Here is a 15,714-nt window from a genome sequence, read left to right on the forward strand (position 1 = left end):
CCCGGAGGGACGGCGGACGCCCGCCCGCACCAGGCGGCGGGCCAGGCATCTGCCCCTGGTGCGGGGCAGCCCTTAGCCTGGCGGCATGCCGGCCACCACGCACACCGTGACCAACCAGCCGCCGCCGCTGTCGGACTACGACGTCTACGCCCGGGACCCGGCACTCGTGGAGGGCGTCCGCCGCCACGTCGCCCCCGAGCGGGCCGAGGAGGTGCACGCCGAGCTCGTCGCGCTGGGCCGTGCCGCCGGCTCGCCGGAGGCGCAGACGTGGGGGGCGCAGGCGAACGAGAACCCGCCCGCGCTGCGGACCCACGGCCGGTTCGGGCACCGGGTCGACGAGGTGGAGTTCCACCCCGCCTGGCACCGCCTGCTGGAGCACGGGGTCGCGGCCGGGCTGACGGACCCGTGGTCCAGGCCGGACGGGCAGCTCCGCCGGACCGCGGCGTTCCACGTCTGGTCGCAGGTGGAGGCGGGGCACGGCTGCCCGCTGTCGATGACGCACGCCGCGGTGCCCGCGCTGCGGGTCGAGCCGTCGGCGGCCCGGGAGTGGGAGCCGCTGCTCACCTCCCGCCGGTACCGGCCGGGCCTGCTCCCGGCCGCCGGGAAGGGCGGGGCCCTGGCCGGCATGGGGATGACCGAGAAGCAGGGCGGCTCGGACGTGCGGGCCAACACCACCCGTGCCGAACCCCTGGCCGAGGAGGGCGGCTACGCGCTCACCGGGCACAAGTGGTTCTGCTCCGCGCCGATGTCCGACGTGTTCCTCGTCCTGGCCCGGACGGGGCCCGTGGACGGGCCGGGCGACCCGACCTGCTTCCTGGTGCCCCGGGTCCTCCCGGACGGCAACCGCAACGGCTTCCGCATCCAGCGGCTCAAGGACAAGCTGGGCAACCGCTCGAACGCCTCGGCGGAGGTCGAGTTCGACGGTTCGACCTGGGCGCGGCGGATCGGGGAGGAGGGCCGGGGCATCGCCACGATCATCGGCATGGTGGCCGCGACCCGGCTGGACTGCGTCACCGGGTCCGCGGCGCTGATGCGGCAGGCGGTCGCCCAGGCCACCCACCACGCGGCGCACCGCGGTGCCTTCGGCCGGCTGCTCTCCGAGCAGCCGCTGATGCGGAACGTACTGGCCGACCTGGCGCTGGAGTCGGAGGCGGCGACCGCGCTGTCGCTGCGGCTGGCGGCGGCCCACGACCGGGCCGCGGCGGGCGACGCGACCGAGCGGGACCTGCTGCGGCTCGCGCTCCCGGCCGCCAAGTACTGGGTGACCAAGCGCTGCACCCCGCTCGTCGCCGAGGCACTGGAGTGCCTGGGCGGCAACGGGTACGTCGAGGAGTCCGGCATGCCGCGGCTGCTGCGCGAATCGCCGCTGAACTCCCTGTGGGAGGGCTCGGGCAACGTGCAGGCGCTGGACGTGCTGCGCGCCCTGCGGCGGGAGCCCGCCGCGCTCGACGCCTACCTGAGGGAGGTGGGTGCCGCGCGGGGGGCCGACCACCGCCTGGACGGGGCGATCAAGGACCTGCTGACCGAGCTGGCCGATCTGGACGGCATGGAGGGGCGGGCTCGGCGGCTGGCCGAGCGGATGGCCCTGGTGCTCCAAGGGGCACTGCTGGTCCGCCACGCCCCGCCGGAGACCGCCGACGCCTTCTGCGCCTCCCGGCTGGGCCGCGACTGGGGTGCCGCGTTCGGCACGCTGCCGCGCGGAGCGGACCTTCCCCGGATCGTGGAGCGGGCCAGGCCGCAGATCGGTTGACCCCGGCCGCTGAGCGGTCGAGCCCCGCCGTCCCGGTGCGGGAGGCTCCGGGCCGGTGCCGGGGGCCGGGTGCCGGGTGCCAGGGCCGGACGGTCGTGCGGTCAGGCGAGTTGTCCGGCCCACGGGGGGTTGGCGCCGCGGACGGCGCAGGTGGCGGCGGCGACCCGGGTGCCGAAGCGGAGCGCCGCCTCCAAGCCGGGGACGTCCAGCTCCGACAGCCGTCCGCCCAGCGCGCCGGCACCGTGCAGCGCGTGCAGGAGCCCGGCCATGAAGGCGTCGCCGGCGCCGACGGTGTCGACGACCTCGGTGCGCGGGGTGTCCACCCGGGTGCGTACGCCGTCGAGGGAGGCCAGGACGCCGTCGGCCCCGAGGGTGATGACCACCAGCCGGGTCCCGTGCCCGTGGAAGGCGTCGGCCGCCTCCTCCAGTCCGGCGCCGGGAAGCAGGTGGGCCAGGTCGTCGTCGGAGAGCCGCAGGATGTCGGCCGCCGCGCACCAGCCGGGCAGCCGGCGCCGGTACTCGGCGGGGTCCACCAGCAGCGGCCGCACGTTGGGGTCGATGGAGACGGTGGCACGCGGGCGGACGGCGAGCAGCAGGCGCTCCACGGCGTCGTGGCCGGGCGGCCGGACGAGGGCCAGGGAGCCGGTGTGCAGGCAGGCGGCGTCACCGGCCGCGGCGGCGGCCAGCTCGGCGTCGGTCCACTGCCAGTCCGCCGCGCCCTCGGCGTGGAAGGAGTAGTCGGCCCGCCCCTCGTCGTCCAGGTCGGCGATCGCGAGGGTGCTCGACTGCGCGGCGGCGACCACGGCGTCCAGGTCGACGCCCGAGTCCCGCAGGTGCGTGCGGAAGAGCCGGCCGAAGACGTCGCCGGAGAGCCGGCCCAGGAAGCGGGTGGGGGTGCCCAGCCGTCCGAGCGCCACCGCCGTGTTGGCGGGGCCGCCGCCCGGCAGCACCTCCAGCCCCACGGCCGGGCCCGGGGCGTCGGCGGGTGCGGGGGTGACGAAGGCGTCCGCGACGCACTCGCCGAGCACGAGGACGGGGGCGGTGGTGGTGCTCGGGGTCATCGCGACCTCTCCCTTGGTCCGGGCCGGCCGGCGAGGGCGGCTCCCCCGGACCGTGCTGCGACGGCGCGTCCTGCTGCGGGGATTCCAGCATCCGCCGCCCGGGTATGTCAACGTTGACATAGACTGCCGCGCTCAGCCCCGTCCACCTCGGGTGCGGTCGGGCCCGCCTCCCGGTCGCGGTACCTTCGTACCCGCTTCCGGGCGGCTCCGGGAGCGGAAAGCACCGCCTGCGGGCGTACGGGAAGGGGGCACGGGTGTCGGTCCGGCCTCCCACGCTGACTGACGTCGCCCGGCGGGTGGGCGTCAGCGCGAAGACGGTCTCCCGGGTCCTCAACTCCGACGGCCCGGTCGCTCCCGGTACGCGCGAGCGGGTGCTGGCCGCCGTGGCAGAGCTGGGGTTCCGGCCCAACCTGATGGCCCGGAACATGCGCGTCGGCTCACCCGACTCCACGGTCGGTCTGGTCGTTCCGGAGCTGGGCAACCCCTTCTTCGGCACGGTGGCCGGCGGCGTCGAGCGGGTGGTGCGGGAGCGCGGGCTGACGCTGCTCGTGGGGGCCTCGGCGGAGACGCCCGAGCAGGAGCGCGCGGTGATCGCCTCCTTCCTGGCCCGCCGGGTCTCGGTGCTGATGGTCGTGCCGGCGCCCGGGAGCCGGCACGAGGAACTCCGCGCGGAGCAGGAGGGCGGCCTGCCCCTGGTCTTCCTGGACCGGCCCGCCTCGGGGCTGACCGCCGACAGCGTGCTCAGTGAGAACCGGGCGGGTGCCCGATCGGGCGTGGCCCACCTGCTGGCGCACGGCCACCGGCGGATCGCGTTCGTCGGCGACCGGCCCGCGCGCCTGCACACCCGCAGCGAGCGGCTGCACGGCTACCGTGCCGCGCTCGCGGAGGCGGGGGCCGCCTTCGACGCGGCACTGACCGCGGAGGCGCACGACCCGGCGGCCGCGGCGGCGGCCGTCCGCCGCCTGCTGGCGGCCCCGGATCCGCCCACCGCCGTCTTCGCCGCGAACAACCTCGCCTCGCTCGGCGTGGTCACCGCGCTCGCCGAGGGCGGCCGCCGCGACGTGGCACTCGTCGGCTTCGACGACCTGCCGCTGTCCGGGGTACTGGAACCGGGCCTCACGGTGATCGCGCAGGACCCGGCCGCGCTCGGCGGCACCGCCGCGGAGCTGGCCCTGCGCCGTCTGGACGGGGAACCGTCCCCGGCGGCCGCACGGACCGTCCCGGTCCGGCTGATCGCCCGCGGCTCGGGGGAGCTGCCCGGCCCGGCGGCGCGCTGACCGCCCGTACGATCCCAGCACACCCGTCCGGACGGCCCGCAGCCGGTCCGGCCGGACCGGCTGCGGGCCGTCCGGACGGGTGTGCTGGGATCGACGGCATGAGCACCGACACCGAGACCGTCACCACCTGGTCACTGGAGCAGACCGCGCGGACCGACCTTCGCCCCGCCGCGGGACCGGAGCCGGACGGCACCGTCCGGGTCGTACGGGCGGAGGTGCCGAGTCCGGAGTACAGCCGCTTCCTCTACACCGCGGTCGGGGCGGACGTCGCGTGGACGGACCGGCTCGGCTGGTCGTACACGCGCTGGCGCGAGCACCTGGAGCGGCCGGGCACGGAGACCTGGACGGCCTGGGACCGCGGCACGCCGGCGGGGTTCGCGGAGCTGTCGGCTCAGCCGGACGGCGTCGTGGAGATCGCGTACCTCGGCCTGCTCCCGGCGTTCCGCGGCAGACGGCTCGGCGGGCTGCTGCTCACGGCGGGCACCGAGCGCGCCTGGGACCTGGCCGAGCGGTGGCCCGGACGGGAGGCGACACGACGCGTCTGGCTGCACACCTGCTCCAAGGACGGCCCGCACGCTCGCCGCAACTACGAGCGCCGCGGTTTCCGGGTCTTCGACACCAGAGAGACCCGCGAAGAGCCCGCCGAGCAGCCGGGCCCCTGGCCGGGAGCGCACGCGTGACCGGCGGGGAGGACCTCGCCCGGCACTGTGACCGAGCACACACCGTCCCATCCACCGATACGTTATTGTCCACATATTGGACAATGGTGGACTGGGTCCAAATCCGCGTGCCACGCTTCCCTCATGTCTCGAGCTGGAATTGCCTTGGTGAGTCGGCGCCACGTCGACCTCGGCCGCCTGTCCAGCGCGATCTGTCCCGCGGGCTGACAGTCACAGCACCGCCGCTTCCCAGCCGCCCGCACCGCCGCGGGCAGGCGTCTTCCTGACTTTCCCGGCCGTCGCCGCCGCCGCGCCCTGCGCGTGCCCGCGTGCGCAGCCGTCACCGCTCTCACCGTCAGCCCGAAGGACATACCGCCATGGCCGACACCCCCAAGCCAGCCGCTGCCCCGAACCGCCGCAGGACCGGCCGTCACCGCGGCGAGGGCCAGTGGGCGAAGGGGCACTTCACCCCGCTGAACGCCAATGAGCAGACCAAGAAGGACGACGACGGTCTCAATGTGCGGACACGCATCGAGACGATCTACGCGCAGCGCGGCTTCGCCTCGATCGACGGCGCGGACCTGCGCGGCCGAATGCGCTGGTGGGGCCTGTACACCCAGCGCAAGCCGGGCATCGACGGCGGGAAGACGGCCGTCCTGGAGCCCGAGGAGCTGGACGACGAGTACTTCATGCTGCGCGTCCGCATCGACGGCGGCCGGCTGACCACCGAGCAGTTGCGGGTGATAGGCGAGGTCTCCGAGGAGTTCGCCCGCGGCACCGCGGACATCACCGACCGGCAGAACGTGCAGTACCACTGGATTCGCATCGAGGACATGCCGGAGATCTGGCGGCGACTGGAGGGCGTCGGACTGTCCACCACCGAGGCCTGCGGCGACACCCCGCGGGTGATCCTCGGCTCGCCGGTCGCCGGGATCGCCGCGGACGAGATCATCGACGGCACACCTGCCGTCGAGGAGATCCAGCGCCGCGTGGTCGGCAACCCCTCCTTCTCCAACCTGCCGCGGAAGTTCAAGGGCGCCGTCTCCGGCTCCCCGCTGCTCGATGTCGCGCACGAGATCAACGACGTCTCCTTCGTCGGGGTGGAGCACCCCGAGCACGGCCCCGGGTTCGACCTGTGGGTGGGCGGCGGGCTGTCCACCAACCCGAAGATCGGCGTCCGGCTGGGCGCCTGGGTACCGCTGGAGGAGGTCGCCGACGCCTACGAGGGGGTGGTGTCGATCTTCCGCGACCACGGGTACCGGCGGCTGCGCACCCGCGCCCGGATGAAGTTCCTCGTCGCCGACTGGGGCCCGGAGGAGTTCCGCCGGGTGCTGGAGGAGGACTACCTCGGCCGCAGGCTGCTGGACGGCCCGGCCCCGGGGAAGCCGGTGCAGCAGTGGCGCGACCACGTCGGCGTCCACCGCCAGAAGGACGGCCGGTTCTACGTCGGCTTCGCCCCGCGCGTGGGACGGGTCGACGGGGCGACGCTGACCCGGATCGCGGACCTGGCCGAGGCGCACGGCTCGGACCGGGTCCGGACGACCGTCGAGCAGAAGATGCTGGTGCTGGACGTGCCCGAGGAGCAGGTGGCACCGCTCAGCGAGGGGCTGGCCGCGCTCGGGCTCACCACGGCCCCGTCCCCCTTCCGGCGCGGGACCATGGCCTGCACCGGGATCGAGTTCTGCAAGCTGGCGATCGTGGAGACCAAGGGCCGCGGCCAGTCACTGATCGAGGAACTCGAACGCCGGATGCCGGAGTTCGAGGAGCCGATCACCATCAACATCAACGGCTGCCCCAACTCCTGCGCGCGTATCCAGATCGCGGACATCGGTCTCAAGGGGCAGTTGGTCACCGACGAGCACGGCGACCAGGTCGAGGGCTACCAGGTGCACCTCGGCGGTTCGCTCGGCCTGGAACCGGGCTTCGGCCGCAAGGTGCGCGGGCTGAAGGTCAGCGCCACCGAGCTCCCCGACTACGTCGAGCGGGTGCTGCGGAACTTCACGGCCGAGCGCAAGGGCGAGGAGCGGTTCGCCCAGTGGGCGGCCAGGGCCGGGGAAGAGGCACTGAAGTGAGCGAGCGCGCGGCACCGTTCCACTGCCCGTACTGCGGCGACGAGGACCTGCGCCCTTCCGAGGAGGGCCACGGAGCCTGGGAGTGCTTCTCCTGCAACCGGGCGTTCCGGCTGAAGTTCCTCGGGCTGCTCTCCAGGGGGTTCCGGCCCGGCGCCGCCGCGGGCGGCACCCTGGACGGCCCCGCCGCCCCGCGGCCTGCCGGGACCCGGCAGGCCGCAGAAGCGACCGGACCGGACGAAGGGGGCACCCCGTGACCACCGCGGTGGATCTGCGCGCGCTCGCTGAGAACGCCGGGCGGACACTGGAGGACGCGCCGGCCCTGAAGGTGGTGCGCTGGGCCGTGGAGACCTTCGGCGACCGGTTCTGCGTCACCTCCTCGATGGAGGACGCCGTGGTCGCCCACCTCGCCTCCCGGGTCAGGCCCGGCGTGGACGTCGTCTTCCTCGACACCGGCTACCACTTCCCCGAGACGATCGGCACCAGGGACGCCGTGGACGCGGTGATGGACGTCCGCGTCCTCACCCTCACTCCCCGGCAGACGGTGGCCGAGCAGGACGCCCGGTACGGCCCGAGGCTGCACGAGCGGGACCCGGACCTCTGCTGCGCACTGCGCAAGGTCAGGCCGCTGGAGGAGGGCCTGGCAGGATATGACGCCTGGGCCACCGGCCTGCGCCGGGACGAGTCCGCCGGGCGGGCCGGGACCCCGGTGGTCGGCTGGGACGAAAGCAAAGAGAAGGTAAAGATTTCACCCATCGCGCGTTGGACACAGAACGACGTCGACGCCTACGTCGCTGAACACGGCGTGCTGACCAACCCCCTGCTTGCGGACGGATACCCGTCCGTGGGCTGCGCGCCTTGTACGCGGCGGGTGGTCCCGGGAGAGGATGCCCGTGCCGGGCGATGGTCCGGGCGGAGCAAGACGGAATGCGGACTGCACGGCTAGACACGTCTACGGACAGGCAGGGAGCGGGAGATGAGCGGCAGGGACCAGGGCGCCACGGTGTGGCTCACCGGTCTGCCGAGCGCGGGCAAGACCACCATCGCGTACGCGCTGGCGGATCGACTGCGCGCGAACGGCAACCGGGTGGAGGTGCTGGACGGCGACGAGATCCGAGAGTTCCTCTCGGCGGGCCTTGGCTTTTCCCGCACGGACCGGGACACCAACGTGCAGCGGATCGGCTTCGTCGCCGAACTGCTGGCCTCCCAGGGGGTGACGGCGCTGGTACCGGTGATCGCTCCGTACGCGGACAGCAGGCAAGCGGTACGCAAACGCCACGCGAACGAAGGCACCGCGTATCTTGAAGTACACGTCGCCACTCCGGTCGAGGTGTGCTCGGTCAGGGACGTCAAGGGCCTGTACGCGAAACAGGCCTCAGGGCAGCTTTCGGGGCTCACCGGGGTGGACGACCCGTACGAGGCGCCAGGCGATCCCGACTTGCGGATCGCGGCGCATGAGCAGACCGTCGAGGAATCCGCAGCCGCGCTGCTCGCGCTGCTGACCGAGAGGGGACTCGCGTGAGCGACGCGCAACCCGCCACCGCCCGGACGGGCGGTACCGCACCCGCCGGCACCGGGCCGGGTGACGACAGCTACTTCACGCTGTCGCACCTGGACGCCCTCGAATCCGAGGCGGTGCACATCTTCCGGGAGGTCGCCGGAGAGTTCGAGCGCCCGGTGGTCCTTTTCTCCGGTGGCAAGGACTCCATCGTGATGCTGCACCTGGCGCTCAAGGCGTTCGCGCCCGCGCCGGTGCCGTTCGCGCTGCTGCACGTCGACACCGGTCACAACTTCCCCGAGGTCCTGGACTACCGCGACCGGGTCGCCGCCCAGCACGGGCTGCGGCTGCACGTCGCGTCCGTGCAGGACTTCATCGACGCCGGGAAGCTGCGGGAGCGGCCGGACGGCACCCGCAACCCGCTGCAGACGGTGCCGCTGCTGGACGCCATCGAGAAGGGCCGCTTCGACGCGGTCTTCGGCGGCGGCCGCCGCGACGAGGAGAAGGCCCGGGCCAAGGAGCGGGTGTTCTCGCTGCGCGACGAGTTCGGCGGATGGAACCCGCGCCGCCAGCGCCCCGAGCTGTGGCAGCTCTACAACGGCCGGCACTCCCCCGGCGAGCACGTCCGGGTCTTCCCGCTGTCCAACTGGACCGAACTGGACGTGTGGCAGTACATCGCCCGGGAGAAGATCGAGCTCCCCGCGATCTACTACGCCCACACCCGGGAGGTCTTCTCCCGCAACGGCATGTGGCTCTCCCCCGGCGAGTGGGGCGGGCCCAGGGACGACGAGCGGGTGGAGAGCCGCCAGGTGCGCTACCGCACCGTCGGCGACATGTCCTGCACCGGCGCGGTGGACTCCGACGCCGACACCATCGAGAAGGTCATCACCGAGATCGCCGCCTCCCGGCTCACCGAACGCGGTGCGACCAGGGCGGACGACAAGATGTCCGAGGCAGCGATGGAAGACCGCAAGCGCGAGGGATACTTCTGATGACCGGGATCGCCACCGAGCAGGCCGCGGCCACCTCGCTGCTGCGCTTCGCCACCGCCGGGTCGGTCGACGACGGCAAGTCGACCCTGGTGGGCAGGCTGCTCCACGACTCGAAATCGGTGCTGACCGACCAGCTGGAGGCTGTCGAGCACGCCTCCCGCAACCGGGGGCAGGAGACCCCCGACCTGGCGCTGCTGACGGACGGGCTGCGCGCCGAGCGGGAGCAGGGCATCACGATCGACGTCGCCTACCGCTACTTCGCCACCCCGAATCGGCGCTTCATCCTCGCCGACACTCCCGGGCACGTGCAGTACACCCGCAACATGGTCACAGGCGCCTCCACAGCCGAGCTGGCCGTGGTGCTCGTGGACGCCCGGAACGGCGTCGTGGAGCAGACCCGGCGGCACGCCGCGGTCGCCGCGCTGCTGCGGGTGCCGCACGTGGTCCTGGCAGTGAACAAGATGGACCTGGTCGAGTACGCGGAGCCGGTCTTCGCCGCGATCGCCGAGGAGTTCACCCGGTACGCCGCCTCCCTCGGCGTGCCGGAGATCACCACCATCCCGATCTCCGCGCTGGCCGGCGACAACGTCGTGACCGCCTCGGCGAACATGGACTGGTACGGCGGCCCGACGGTCCTGGAGCACCTGGAGACGGTCTCCATCGACCACGACCCGACCGGGGACGTGGCCCGCTTCCCGGTGCAGTACGTGATCCGGCCGCAGACCGCCGAGCACCCCGACTACCGCGGCTACGCCGGCCAGGTCGCTTGCGGGGTGCTCCGCGTCGGCCAGCGGGTCACCGTACTGCCCTCCGGCAGGTCCAGCGTCATCGAGGGCATCGACGCGCTCGGCGACTCCGTCACCTCGGCGTGGGCCCCCCAGTCGGTGACCGTGCGGCTCACCGACGACCTCGACATCTCCCGCGGCGACATGATCGTCCCCGCCGACACCGGGCTCGGCACCAGTCAGGACCTCACCGCGACCGTCTGCCACCTGCACGACCGGCCGCTGAAGGTCGGCGAGCGGGTGTTCCTGAAGCACACCACCCGCACCGTGAAGGCGATCGTCAAGCAGATCCCGTCCCGTCTCACGCTCGACGACCTCTCGCAGCACCCGGAGCCGGGCGAGCTGGTGGCGAACGACATCGGCAGGGTCGTCATCCGCACCGCGGAGCCGCTGGCGGTCGACGCCTACGCGGACTCCCGGCGCACGGGATCGTTCCTGCTGGTGGACCCCTCGGACGGCACCACCCTCTCGGCCGGCATGGCCGGGGACGCGTTCGCCGAGGTCGCGCGGGCGGAGCGGGCCCCGGAGTCCGACGAGGGCTGGGACTTCTGACCATGACGGGTGAGGTTTTCTCCTCCTTCCGGGTACGCGGTGGGCGGATCGGCAGCGGTGAGCGGGGCAGCGGCCAGGGCGGAGTCGGCCGATGCCGCCGTTGACCGCATGCCCCCACCGCCACCGGCCCGACCTGCCATAGCCGCCCACCCGGGGTGGCGACGACGAGAGGACAGTCTCGTGCGCACCGACCTCGCCACCCCCGGCACCGCAGCCGCCGCACGGGGCGAGCACTCCTACGCCGTGCGGCTCGACCACGTCTCCAAGTCCTTCGGCAGCCCCGGCAGCCGGAACCCGGTCCTGGACGACATCACGCTGGAGGCCGCTCCGGGGGAGTTCCTCTGCCTGCTGGGCGCCTCCGGCTGCGGCAAGTCGACCCTGCTCAACCTGGTGGCGGGGCTGGACCAGCCAACGTCGGGCAGTGCGAAGGTGCCGTTCGGCCGACCGGCGCTGATGTTCCAGGACCATGCCCTGTTCCCGTGGCTCAGCGCGGGCCGCAACGTGGAGCTGGCGCTCAAGCTGGCCGGGGTCCCCCGGGCGCGGCGGGCGGCGCAGGCCGCGGAACTGCTGCGGCTGGTCCGGCTCCCGGACGCCTACGACAAGCGCGTCCACCAGTTGTCCGGCGGGATGCGGCAGCGCGTGGCGCTGGCCCGCTCGCTCGCCCAGGGCAGTGAGGTGCTGTTGATGGACGAGCCGTTCGCAGCCCTCGACGCCATCACCCGCGACCTGCTGCACGACGAGCTGACCCGGGTCTGGCAGGAGCGCGGGCTGACCGTCCTGTTCGTCACGCACAACGTGCGCGAGGCGGTCCGGCTCGGCCAGCGGGTCGTACTGCTGTCCTCCCGACCGGGGCGGATAGCCAAGGAGTGGGACGTGGACCTGCCGTACCCACGCCGCATCGAGGACGGGGGCGTCACCTCGCTCGCCCGGGAGGTCACCGGCCACCTGCACGAGGAGATCGTCCGCCATGCCCGCCACTGAAGCCGCCGGCCGCCCGGCCGACGACTCGGACGAGATGGCCTCCGGGCTCGACGCCCTGGAGACACCGGCCGCCGTCAAGGAGACCTCCCGGCGGATGCTCGCCAAGGCGACGCCCCCCCTGGTCGCCGTCGCCGCGGTACTGCTGCTGTGGCAGCTCGCGCACTCCCTGAGCTGGTCGGCGGCCCTGCCCGCGCCCGGCGCGGTCTGGGACGAGCTGCACACTTCCTACAGCCGCGGAACGCTGGCGCCCGCCCTGGGCCACAGCGTCCTGCGCTGCCTCGTCGGTTTCGGCGCCTCCGCGCTGATCGGCGTCCCGCTCGGGCTGCTGCTCACCCGCGTCCACATGCTGCGCACCGTGCTCGGCCCGATCCTGTCCGCCGTGCAGTCGCTCCCGGCGGCCGCGCTGGTTCCGATCGCGGTCATCGCCCTCGGCCCCTCGGAGGGCTCGGTCTACACCGTGGTGCTGCTCGGCGCGGTGCCCTCGATCGCGATGGGCGTCGCAGCCGGGGTGGACCAGGTCCCCCCGCTGCTGCTGCGGGCCGGCCGCTCGATGGGGGCCGGCGGGTTCGCGGGCTCCCGGCACGTGCTGCTCCCCGCGGCGCTGCCCGGCCTGATCGCGGCCCTGCGCCAGGGCTGGACCTTCGGGTGGCGCGCCCTGATGACCGCCGAACTGATCACCGCCACCCCGCTGCCCGGCATCGGCCGGCTCCTCGCGGAGGGCAACGCCGCCGAGTCGATGAGCCAGGTGCTCGCCGCGGTAGCCCTGATCCTGGCCGTGGGCGTGCTGGTCGAGTCCGCGCTGTTCACCCCGATCGAGCGCCGCGTCCTGCACAGCCGCGGCCTGGCCGGCTCCGCCGCCTGACCGGAAGGGACCGCTCACGTGCCCGCGACCACCGCTCTCGTCATCGCCCACGGCAGCCGCGATCCACGGCACGCCGCCACCGTGCACGCGCTCACCCGCCGCCTCGGTGCCCTACGCCCCGAGCTGCGGGTCGAGGCGGCCTTCCTCGACTTCCAGACGCCCTCGGTGCCCCGCCTGCTGCACCGGCTGCACGCCGACGGAGCCCGGGACGTCCTCGCCCTGCCGCTGCTGCTCAGCCGCGCCTTCCACGCCAAGTCCGACATCCCCGCGGTGCTGCACGAGGCGGCCACGCGACTGCCGGGACTGCGACTGCGGCGGGCCGACGTCCTGGGACCGCACCCGCTGCTGCTGCGGGCGCTGGAGCGGCGGCTGCACGAGGCCGGTCTGCCGGCCGCCGACCCCTGCTCGACCGGGGTGGTGCTCGCCTCGGCGGGCTCATCGGACCCGGAGGCGAACGCAGTGATCGCTGCAACCGCGCGGGAGTGGCGGCGCAGCACCGGTTGGTGCGCCGTGCGGCCTGCGTTCGCCTCCGCATCGCCGCCCCGCACCGCGGACGCCGTCCGCGCGCTGCGGGCGGCCGGTGTGCGGCGCGTCGCGGTGGCACCGTACATGCTGGCACCCGGACGGCTCCCGGACCGCATCGCCGCCGGAGCCGCGGAGGCGGGAGCCGACCTGCTGGCGCCCGTCATCGGGGACGCCCGGGAGATCGCCGAGTTGCTCGCGCTGCGCTGCGACGAGGCAGCCGCACGGACGGCCGTCCCGCTCTCCGCCTGAGCGGCCTCACCCCGGACCGACGGCGCTCGTTCACCCGTTCAGGGGTGCGAGTGCCGTCGGTCCGGGCATGGTGTCGGCAACGGGTAGGGGTTTCGATGAAACACGTCACCGTCACCCTGGACGCAGACCTCGCGATCGAGACGATGGTGCTCTCGGGGACGAGGAACCCGCAGGAGGGGGTCGAACCCGTCGTCCGGGACTACCTCGCACGGGGCCTGCGCACCGAGGCCCGTACCGGGGACGCCCCGGTGCGCGACCGCGTGTACGGGCGCGAGAGCGAGGTGCCCCGGTACAGCGCCTGAACACCGGTCCGTCGGACGGCGTCTAGCGGCCGTCGCCGCCACCGGGGGCACGGCGACCGCGGCGCGCGGCACCGGCGGACCGGCTCCGGCCGGCGCTGCCGCCCTGCCCGCTCCGGCCGCCCTGCCCTCCGCGGCCGCCCTGCCCGCTCCTGGCGCCGCCGGCTGCGGCGGGTCGGCGCGGCTGCTGGACCACCGGGGGCGGGAGGACGACCGGCACCCCGGAGGGCTCTCTGGCGCCGGTGATCCGGGTCAGCTCCGGGTCCGAGGAGCGGACGTTCGCGCTGCTCGGGGTGATCGCGGCCGCGGCCATCAGCCTGCTCATCTCCCGGCGCTGCTCCGGCAGTACGAGCGTGACCACCCGGCCGGACTCGCCCGCCCGCGCGGTCCGCCCACCGCGGTGCAGGTAGTCCTTGTGGTCCGTGGGCGGGTCGACGTTGACCACCAGGTCCAGGTTGTCCACGTGGATCCCGCGGGCGGCCACGTTGGTGGCGACCAGCACCGAGAGCACCCCGGTCTTGAACTGCTCCAGCGTCCGGTTGCGCTGCGACTGCGACTTGCCGCCGTGCAGCGCTCCGGCCCGCACCCCGTCGGCGAGCAGCCTGCGGGTCAGCCGGTCGACGGCGTGCTTGGTGTCCAGGAAGAGCAGCACCCGGCCGTCCCGAGCGGCGATCCGCGTGGTGACGGCGGCCTTGTCCCCCACGGCGACGTGCAGCAGGTGGTGCTCCATCGTCGTCACCGCTCCGGCCGACGGGTCGACCGAGTGCACCACCGGGTCGCTGAGGAACTGCCGGACAAGCCGGTCCACGTTCCGGTCCAACGTGGCGGAGAACAGCATCCGCTGCCCGTCCGCGGGCACCTGCTTCAACAGGACGGTGACCTGCGGCATGAATCCCATGTCCGCCATCTGGTCGGCCTCGTCCAGCACGGTGATGCGCACCTGGTCGAGTCGGCAGTCCCCGCGCTCGATCAGGTCGCGCAGCCTCCCCGGTGTGGCGACGACGAGCTCCGCCCCGTCCCGCAGCGCGCCGGCCTGGCGTCCGATGGACAGTCCGCCGACCACCGTCGCCGAGCGCAGGCCGACGGCGCGGGCGCAGGGGGTCAGCGCCTCCGTCACCTGCTGCGCCAGCTCCCGGGTGGGCACCAGGACGAGCGCGAGCGGCTGCTTGGGCCGGGCCTGCTGCCCTGCGGTACGGGCCAGCAGGGCGAGACCGAAGGCCAGGGTCTTCCCGGACCCGGTCCGCCCTCTGCCGAGCAGGTCGCGGCCGGCCAGTGAGTTGGGCAGGGTGGCCGCCTGGATCGGGAACGGCTCGCGCACCCCCTGGGCGACCAGCGTCTCCAGCATCGCCGGGGGGAGCCCGAGTTCCTCGAACGACGCCGCGGGCGGCAGCGCCGGCACGGTGCTCACCGGGACGGCGAACTCGGCGGACGGCGCGGCGGCGGACCGCTGCCGGGGAGGCGCTCCGGAACGCGACGAGCTGCGGGGTGCGGGACGGCTGCGGCGGTTCAAGCGGGGAGCCCTTCTCGGACGGTGGGACGAGCGAACGGTGGATGGCGGAGCGCAGTGCGCGCACCGGGGTACGGCGGCCAGCACCCGCTCTTCGACTGCGGACGGCACGGCACGAGACCGGGGCCCGCACCTCGAAAAGGTACGGGCCCCGGCCTGGTGCTGCGGAGGGGGGTCAGGCGGGGACGATGTTCTCCGCCTGGGGGCCCTTCTGTCCCTGGGTGACGTCGAAGGAGACCTTCTGGCCCTCCTGCAGCTCACGGAATCCCTGGGCGGCGATGTTCGAGTAGTGGGCGAAGACGTCGGGGCCGCCGCCCTCCTGCTCGATGAAGCCGAATCCCTTTTCCGCGTTGAACCACTTCACGGTGCCGTTCGCCATGGCTGTCTCCTTCAGTAGGTGGTTGCGGGAATTCACGTCCGGGAACCGCCGCGCAACCGTGGTGACCCGAATCCGGAGAGAGCCGGCGAGAACAAGAAATATGCGCCTGCTGACGAGTCAGATTCAGGCGCACACAGAATTCATGGGTACCGAAAAACTGCAACGAGCCTCAAGTTACCACAGATCACAAGAGGGCCACGATCGGCGGAGCGCGTCCCCGGGCGCCGCGCTCCGCTTCCGAGCGGGTGCGTCCTGTGGGACGCTGACAA

17 protein-coding genes are annotated in these 15,714 nt (G+C 73.6%); 14 read left to right on the forward strand and 3 right to left on the reverse strand.

Annotated elements, in window-relative coordinates:
* Positions 1–85: 85 nt before the first annotated feature.
* Positions 86–1,750, forward strand: coding sequence for an acyl-CoA dehydrogenase family protein (locus H300_RS0108850; protein WP_028427145.1), 1,665 nt, complete (start codon positions 86–88; stop codon positions 1,748–1,750).
* 101 nt (positions 1,751–1,851) lie between these two features.
* Here H300_RS0108850 and H300_RS0108855 read toward each other — a convergent pair whose 3' ends face one another.
* The gene (locus tag H300_RS0108855; protein ID WP_028427146.1) at positions 1,852–2,811 is read right to left on the reverse strand and encodes a carbohydrate kinase family protein; all 960 of its coding nucleotides are present in this window, start codon (positions 2,809–2,811) and stop codon (positions 1,852–1,854) included.
* A gap of 254 nt (positions 2,812–3,065) precedes the next feature.
* Here H300_RS0108855 and H300_RS0108860 point away from each other — a divergent pair, with 254 nt between their 5' ends.
* From H300_RS0108860 to H300_RS0108915, 13 genes are all read left to right on the forward strand, one after another.
* Positions 3,066–4,088 (forward strand): LacI family DNA-binding transcriptional regulator, encoded by a 1,023-nt coding sequence (locus tag H300_RS0108860; protein ID WP_037979578.1) that lies wholly within the window; start codon positions 3,066–3,068, stop codon positions 4,086–4,088.
* Positions 4,089–4,186: 98 nt separating this feature from the next.
* Positions 4,187–4,768 (forward strand): GNAT family N-acetyltransferase, encoded by a 582-nt coding sequence (locus H300_RS0108865; protein WP_037979580.1) that lies wholly within the window; start codon positions 4,187–4,189, stop codon positions 4,766–4,768.
* 123 nt (positions 4,769–4,891) lie between these two features.
* The gene (locus H300_RS32290; RefSeq protein ID WP_342671247.1) at positions 4,892–4,975 is read left to right on the forward strand and encodes a putative leader peptide; all 84 of its coding nucleotides are present in this window, start codon (positions 4,892–4,894) and stop codon (positions 4,973–4,975) included.
* A gap of 149 nt (positions 4,976–5,124) precedes the next feature.
* Positions 5,125–6,819 (forward strand): nitrite/sulfite reductase, encoded by a 1,695-nt coding sequence (locus tag H300_RS0108870; protein ID WP_028427149.1) that lies wholly within the window; start codon positions 5,125–5,127, stop codon positions 6,817–6,819.
* On the forward strand, positions 6,816–7,073 hold the full coding sequence (locus tag H300_RS25845; protein ID WP_037979582.1) for a hypothetical protein: 258 nt from the start codon (positions 6,816–6,818) through the stop codon (positions 7,071–7,073). Before H300_RS0108870 ends, H300_RS25845 begins: the two co-directional genes overlap by 4 nt.
* Positions 7,070–7,762: a phosphoadenylyl-sulfate reductase gene (locus H300_RS0108880; protein ID WP_028427150.1), complete on the forward strand. Its 693-nt coding sequence runs from the start codon at positions 7,070–7,072 to the stop codon at positions 7,760–7,762. The genes H300_RS25845 and H300_RS0108880 overlap by 4 nt, the downstream gene beginning before the upstream one ends.
* Before the next feature lie 30 nt (positions 7,763–7,792).
* The gene (cysC, locus tag H300_RS0108885) at positions 7,793–8,338 is read left to right on the forward strand and encodes an adenylyl-sulfate kinase (protein ID WP_028427151.1); all 546 of its coding nucleotides are present in this window, start codon (positions 7,793–7,795) and stop codon (positions 8,336–8,338) included.
* Between the two features lie 80 nt (positions 8,339–8,418).
* Positions 8,419–9,306, forward strand: a complete 888-nt coding sequence (gene cysD, locus H300_RS0108890) for a sulfate adenylyltransferase subunit CysD (RefSeq protein ID WP_106966785.1) — start codon at positions 8,419–8,421, stop codon at positions 9,304–9,306.
* Complete coding sequence (locus tag H300_RS0108895) at positions 9,306–10,643, forward strand: GTP-binding protein (RefSeq protein ID WP_028427153.1); 1,338 nt, start codon at positions 9,306–9,308, stop codon at positions 10,641–10,643. Before cysD ends, H300_RS0108895 begins: the two co-directional genes overlap by 1 nt.
* 180 nt (positions 10,644–10,823) lie before the next feature.
* Positions 10,824–11,624 carry an ABC transporter ATP-binding protein gene (locus H300_RS0108900; RefSeq protein ID WP_028427154.1) on the forward strand — a complete coding sequence of 267 codons (801 nt, stop codon included), beginning with the start codon at positions 10,824–10,826 and terminating at the stop codon, positions 11,622–11,624.
* Positions 11,611–12,486, forward strand: a complete 876-nt coding sequence (locus tag H300_RS0108905; protein WP_028427155.1) for an ABC transporter permease — start codon at positions 11,611–11,613, stop codon at positions 12,484–12,486. Before H300_RS0108900 ends, H300_RS0108905 begins: the two co-directional genes overlap by 14 nt.
* Positions 12,487–12,504: 18 nt before the next feature.
* The gene (locus H300_RS0108910; protein ID WP_028427156.1) at positions 12,505–13,260 is read left to right on the forward strand and encodes a sirohydrochlorin chelatase; all 756 of its coding nucleotides are present in this window, start codon (positions 12,505–12,507) and stop codon (positions 13,258–13,260) included.
* A 95-nt stretch (positions 13,261–13,355) separates the two neighbouring features.
* Entirely contained in the window at positions 13,356–13,562 is a 207-nt protein-coding gene (locus tag H300_RS0108915) for a hypothetical protein (RefSeq protein WP_028427157.1), read from the forward strand.
* Between the two features lie 22 nt (positions 13,563–13,584).
* Here H300_RS0108915 and H300_RS25850 read toward each other — a convergent pair whose 3' ends face one another.
* Positions 13,585–15,069 (reverse strand): DEAD/DEAH box helicase, encoded by a 1,485-nt coding sequence (locus H300_RS25850; protein WP_051269804.1) that lies wholly within the window; start codon positions 15,067–15,069, stop codon positions 13,585–13,587.
* Positions 15,070–15,241: 172 nt separating this feature from the next.
* On the reverse strand, positions 15,242–15,445 hold the full coding sequence (locus H300_RS25855; protein ID WP_037979584.1) for a cold-shock protein: 204 nt from the start codon (positions 15,443–15,445) through the stop codon (positions 15,242–15,244).
* Between the last annotated feature and the right edge of the window lie 269 nt (positions 15,446–15,714).

This window comes from Streptomyces sp. TAA040 (assembly GCF_000424845.1).

Excerpts from the sequence above, each read along its gene's own strand:
- H300_RS32290 (WP_342671247.1), top strand. The coding sequence starts at position 4,892 with ATGTCTCGAGCTGGAATTGCCTTGGTGAGTCGGCGCCACGTCGACCTC.
- H300_RS0108865 (WP_037979580.1), top strand. The coding sequence starts at position 4,187 with ATGAGCACCGACACCGAGACCGTCACCACCTGGTCACTGGAGCAGACC.
- H300_RS0108905 (WP_028427155.1), top strand. The coding sequence starts at position 11,611 with ATGCCCGCCACTGAAGCCGCCGGCCGCCCGGCCGACGACTCGGACGAG.
- H300_RS0108915 (WP_028427157.1), top strand. The coding sequence starts at position 13,356 with ATGAAACACGTCACCGTCACCCTGGACGCAGACCTCGCGATCGAGACG.
- H300_RS0108870 (WP_028427149.1), top strand. The coding sequence starts at position 5,125 with ATGGCCGACACCCCCAAGCCAGCCGCTGCCCCGAACCGCCGCAGGACC.
- H300_RS0108855 (WP_028427146.1), bottom strand. The coding sequence starts at position 2,811 with ATGACCCCGAGCACCACCACCGCCCCCGTCCTCGTGCTCGGCGAGTGC.
- H300_RS0108850 (WP_028427145.1), top strand. The coding sequence starts at position 86 with ATGCCGGCCACCACGCACACCGTGACCAACCAGCCGCCGCCGCTGTCG.
- H300_RS0108895 (WP_028427153.1), top strand. The coding sequence starts at position 9,306 with ATGACCGGGATCGCCACCGAGCAGGCCGCGGCCACCTCGCTGCTGCGC.
- H300_RS25855 (WP_037979584.1), bottom strand. The coding sequence starts at position 15,445 with ATGGCGAACGGCACCGTGAAGTGGTTCAACGCGGAAAAGGGATTCGGC.
- cysC (WP_028427151.1), top strand. The coding sequence starts at position 7,793 with ATGAGCGGCAGGGACCAGGGCGCCACGGTGTGGCTCACCGGTCTGCCG.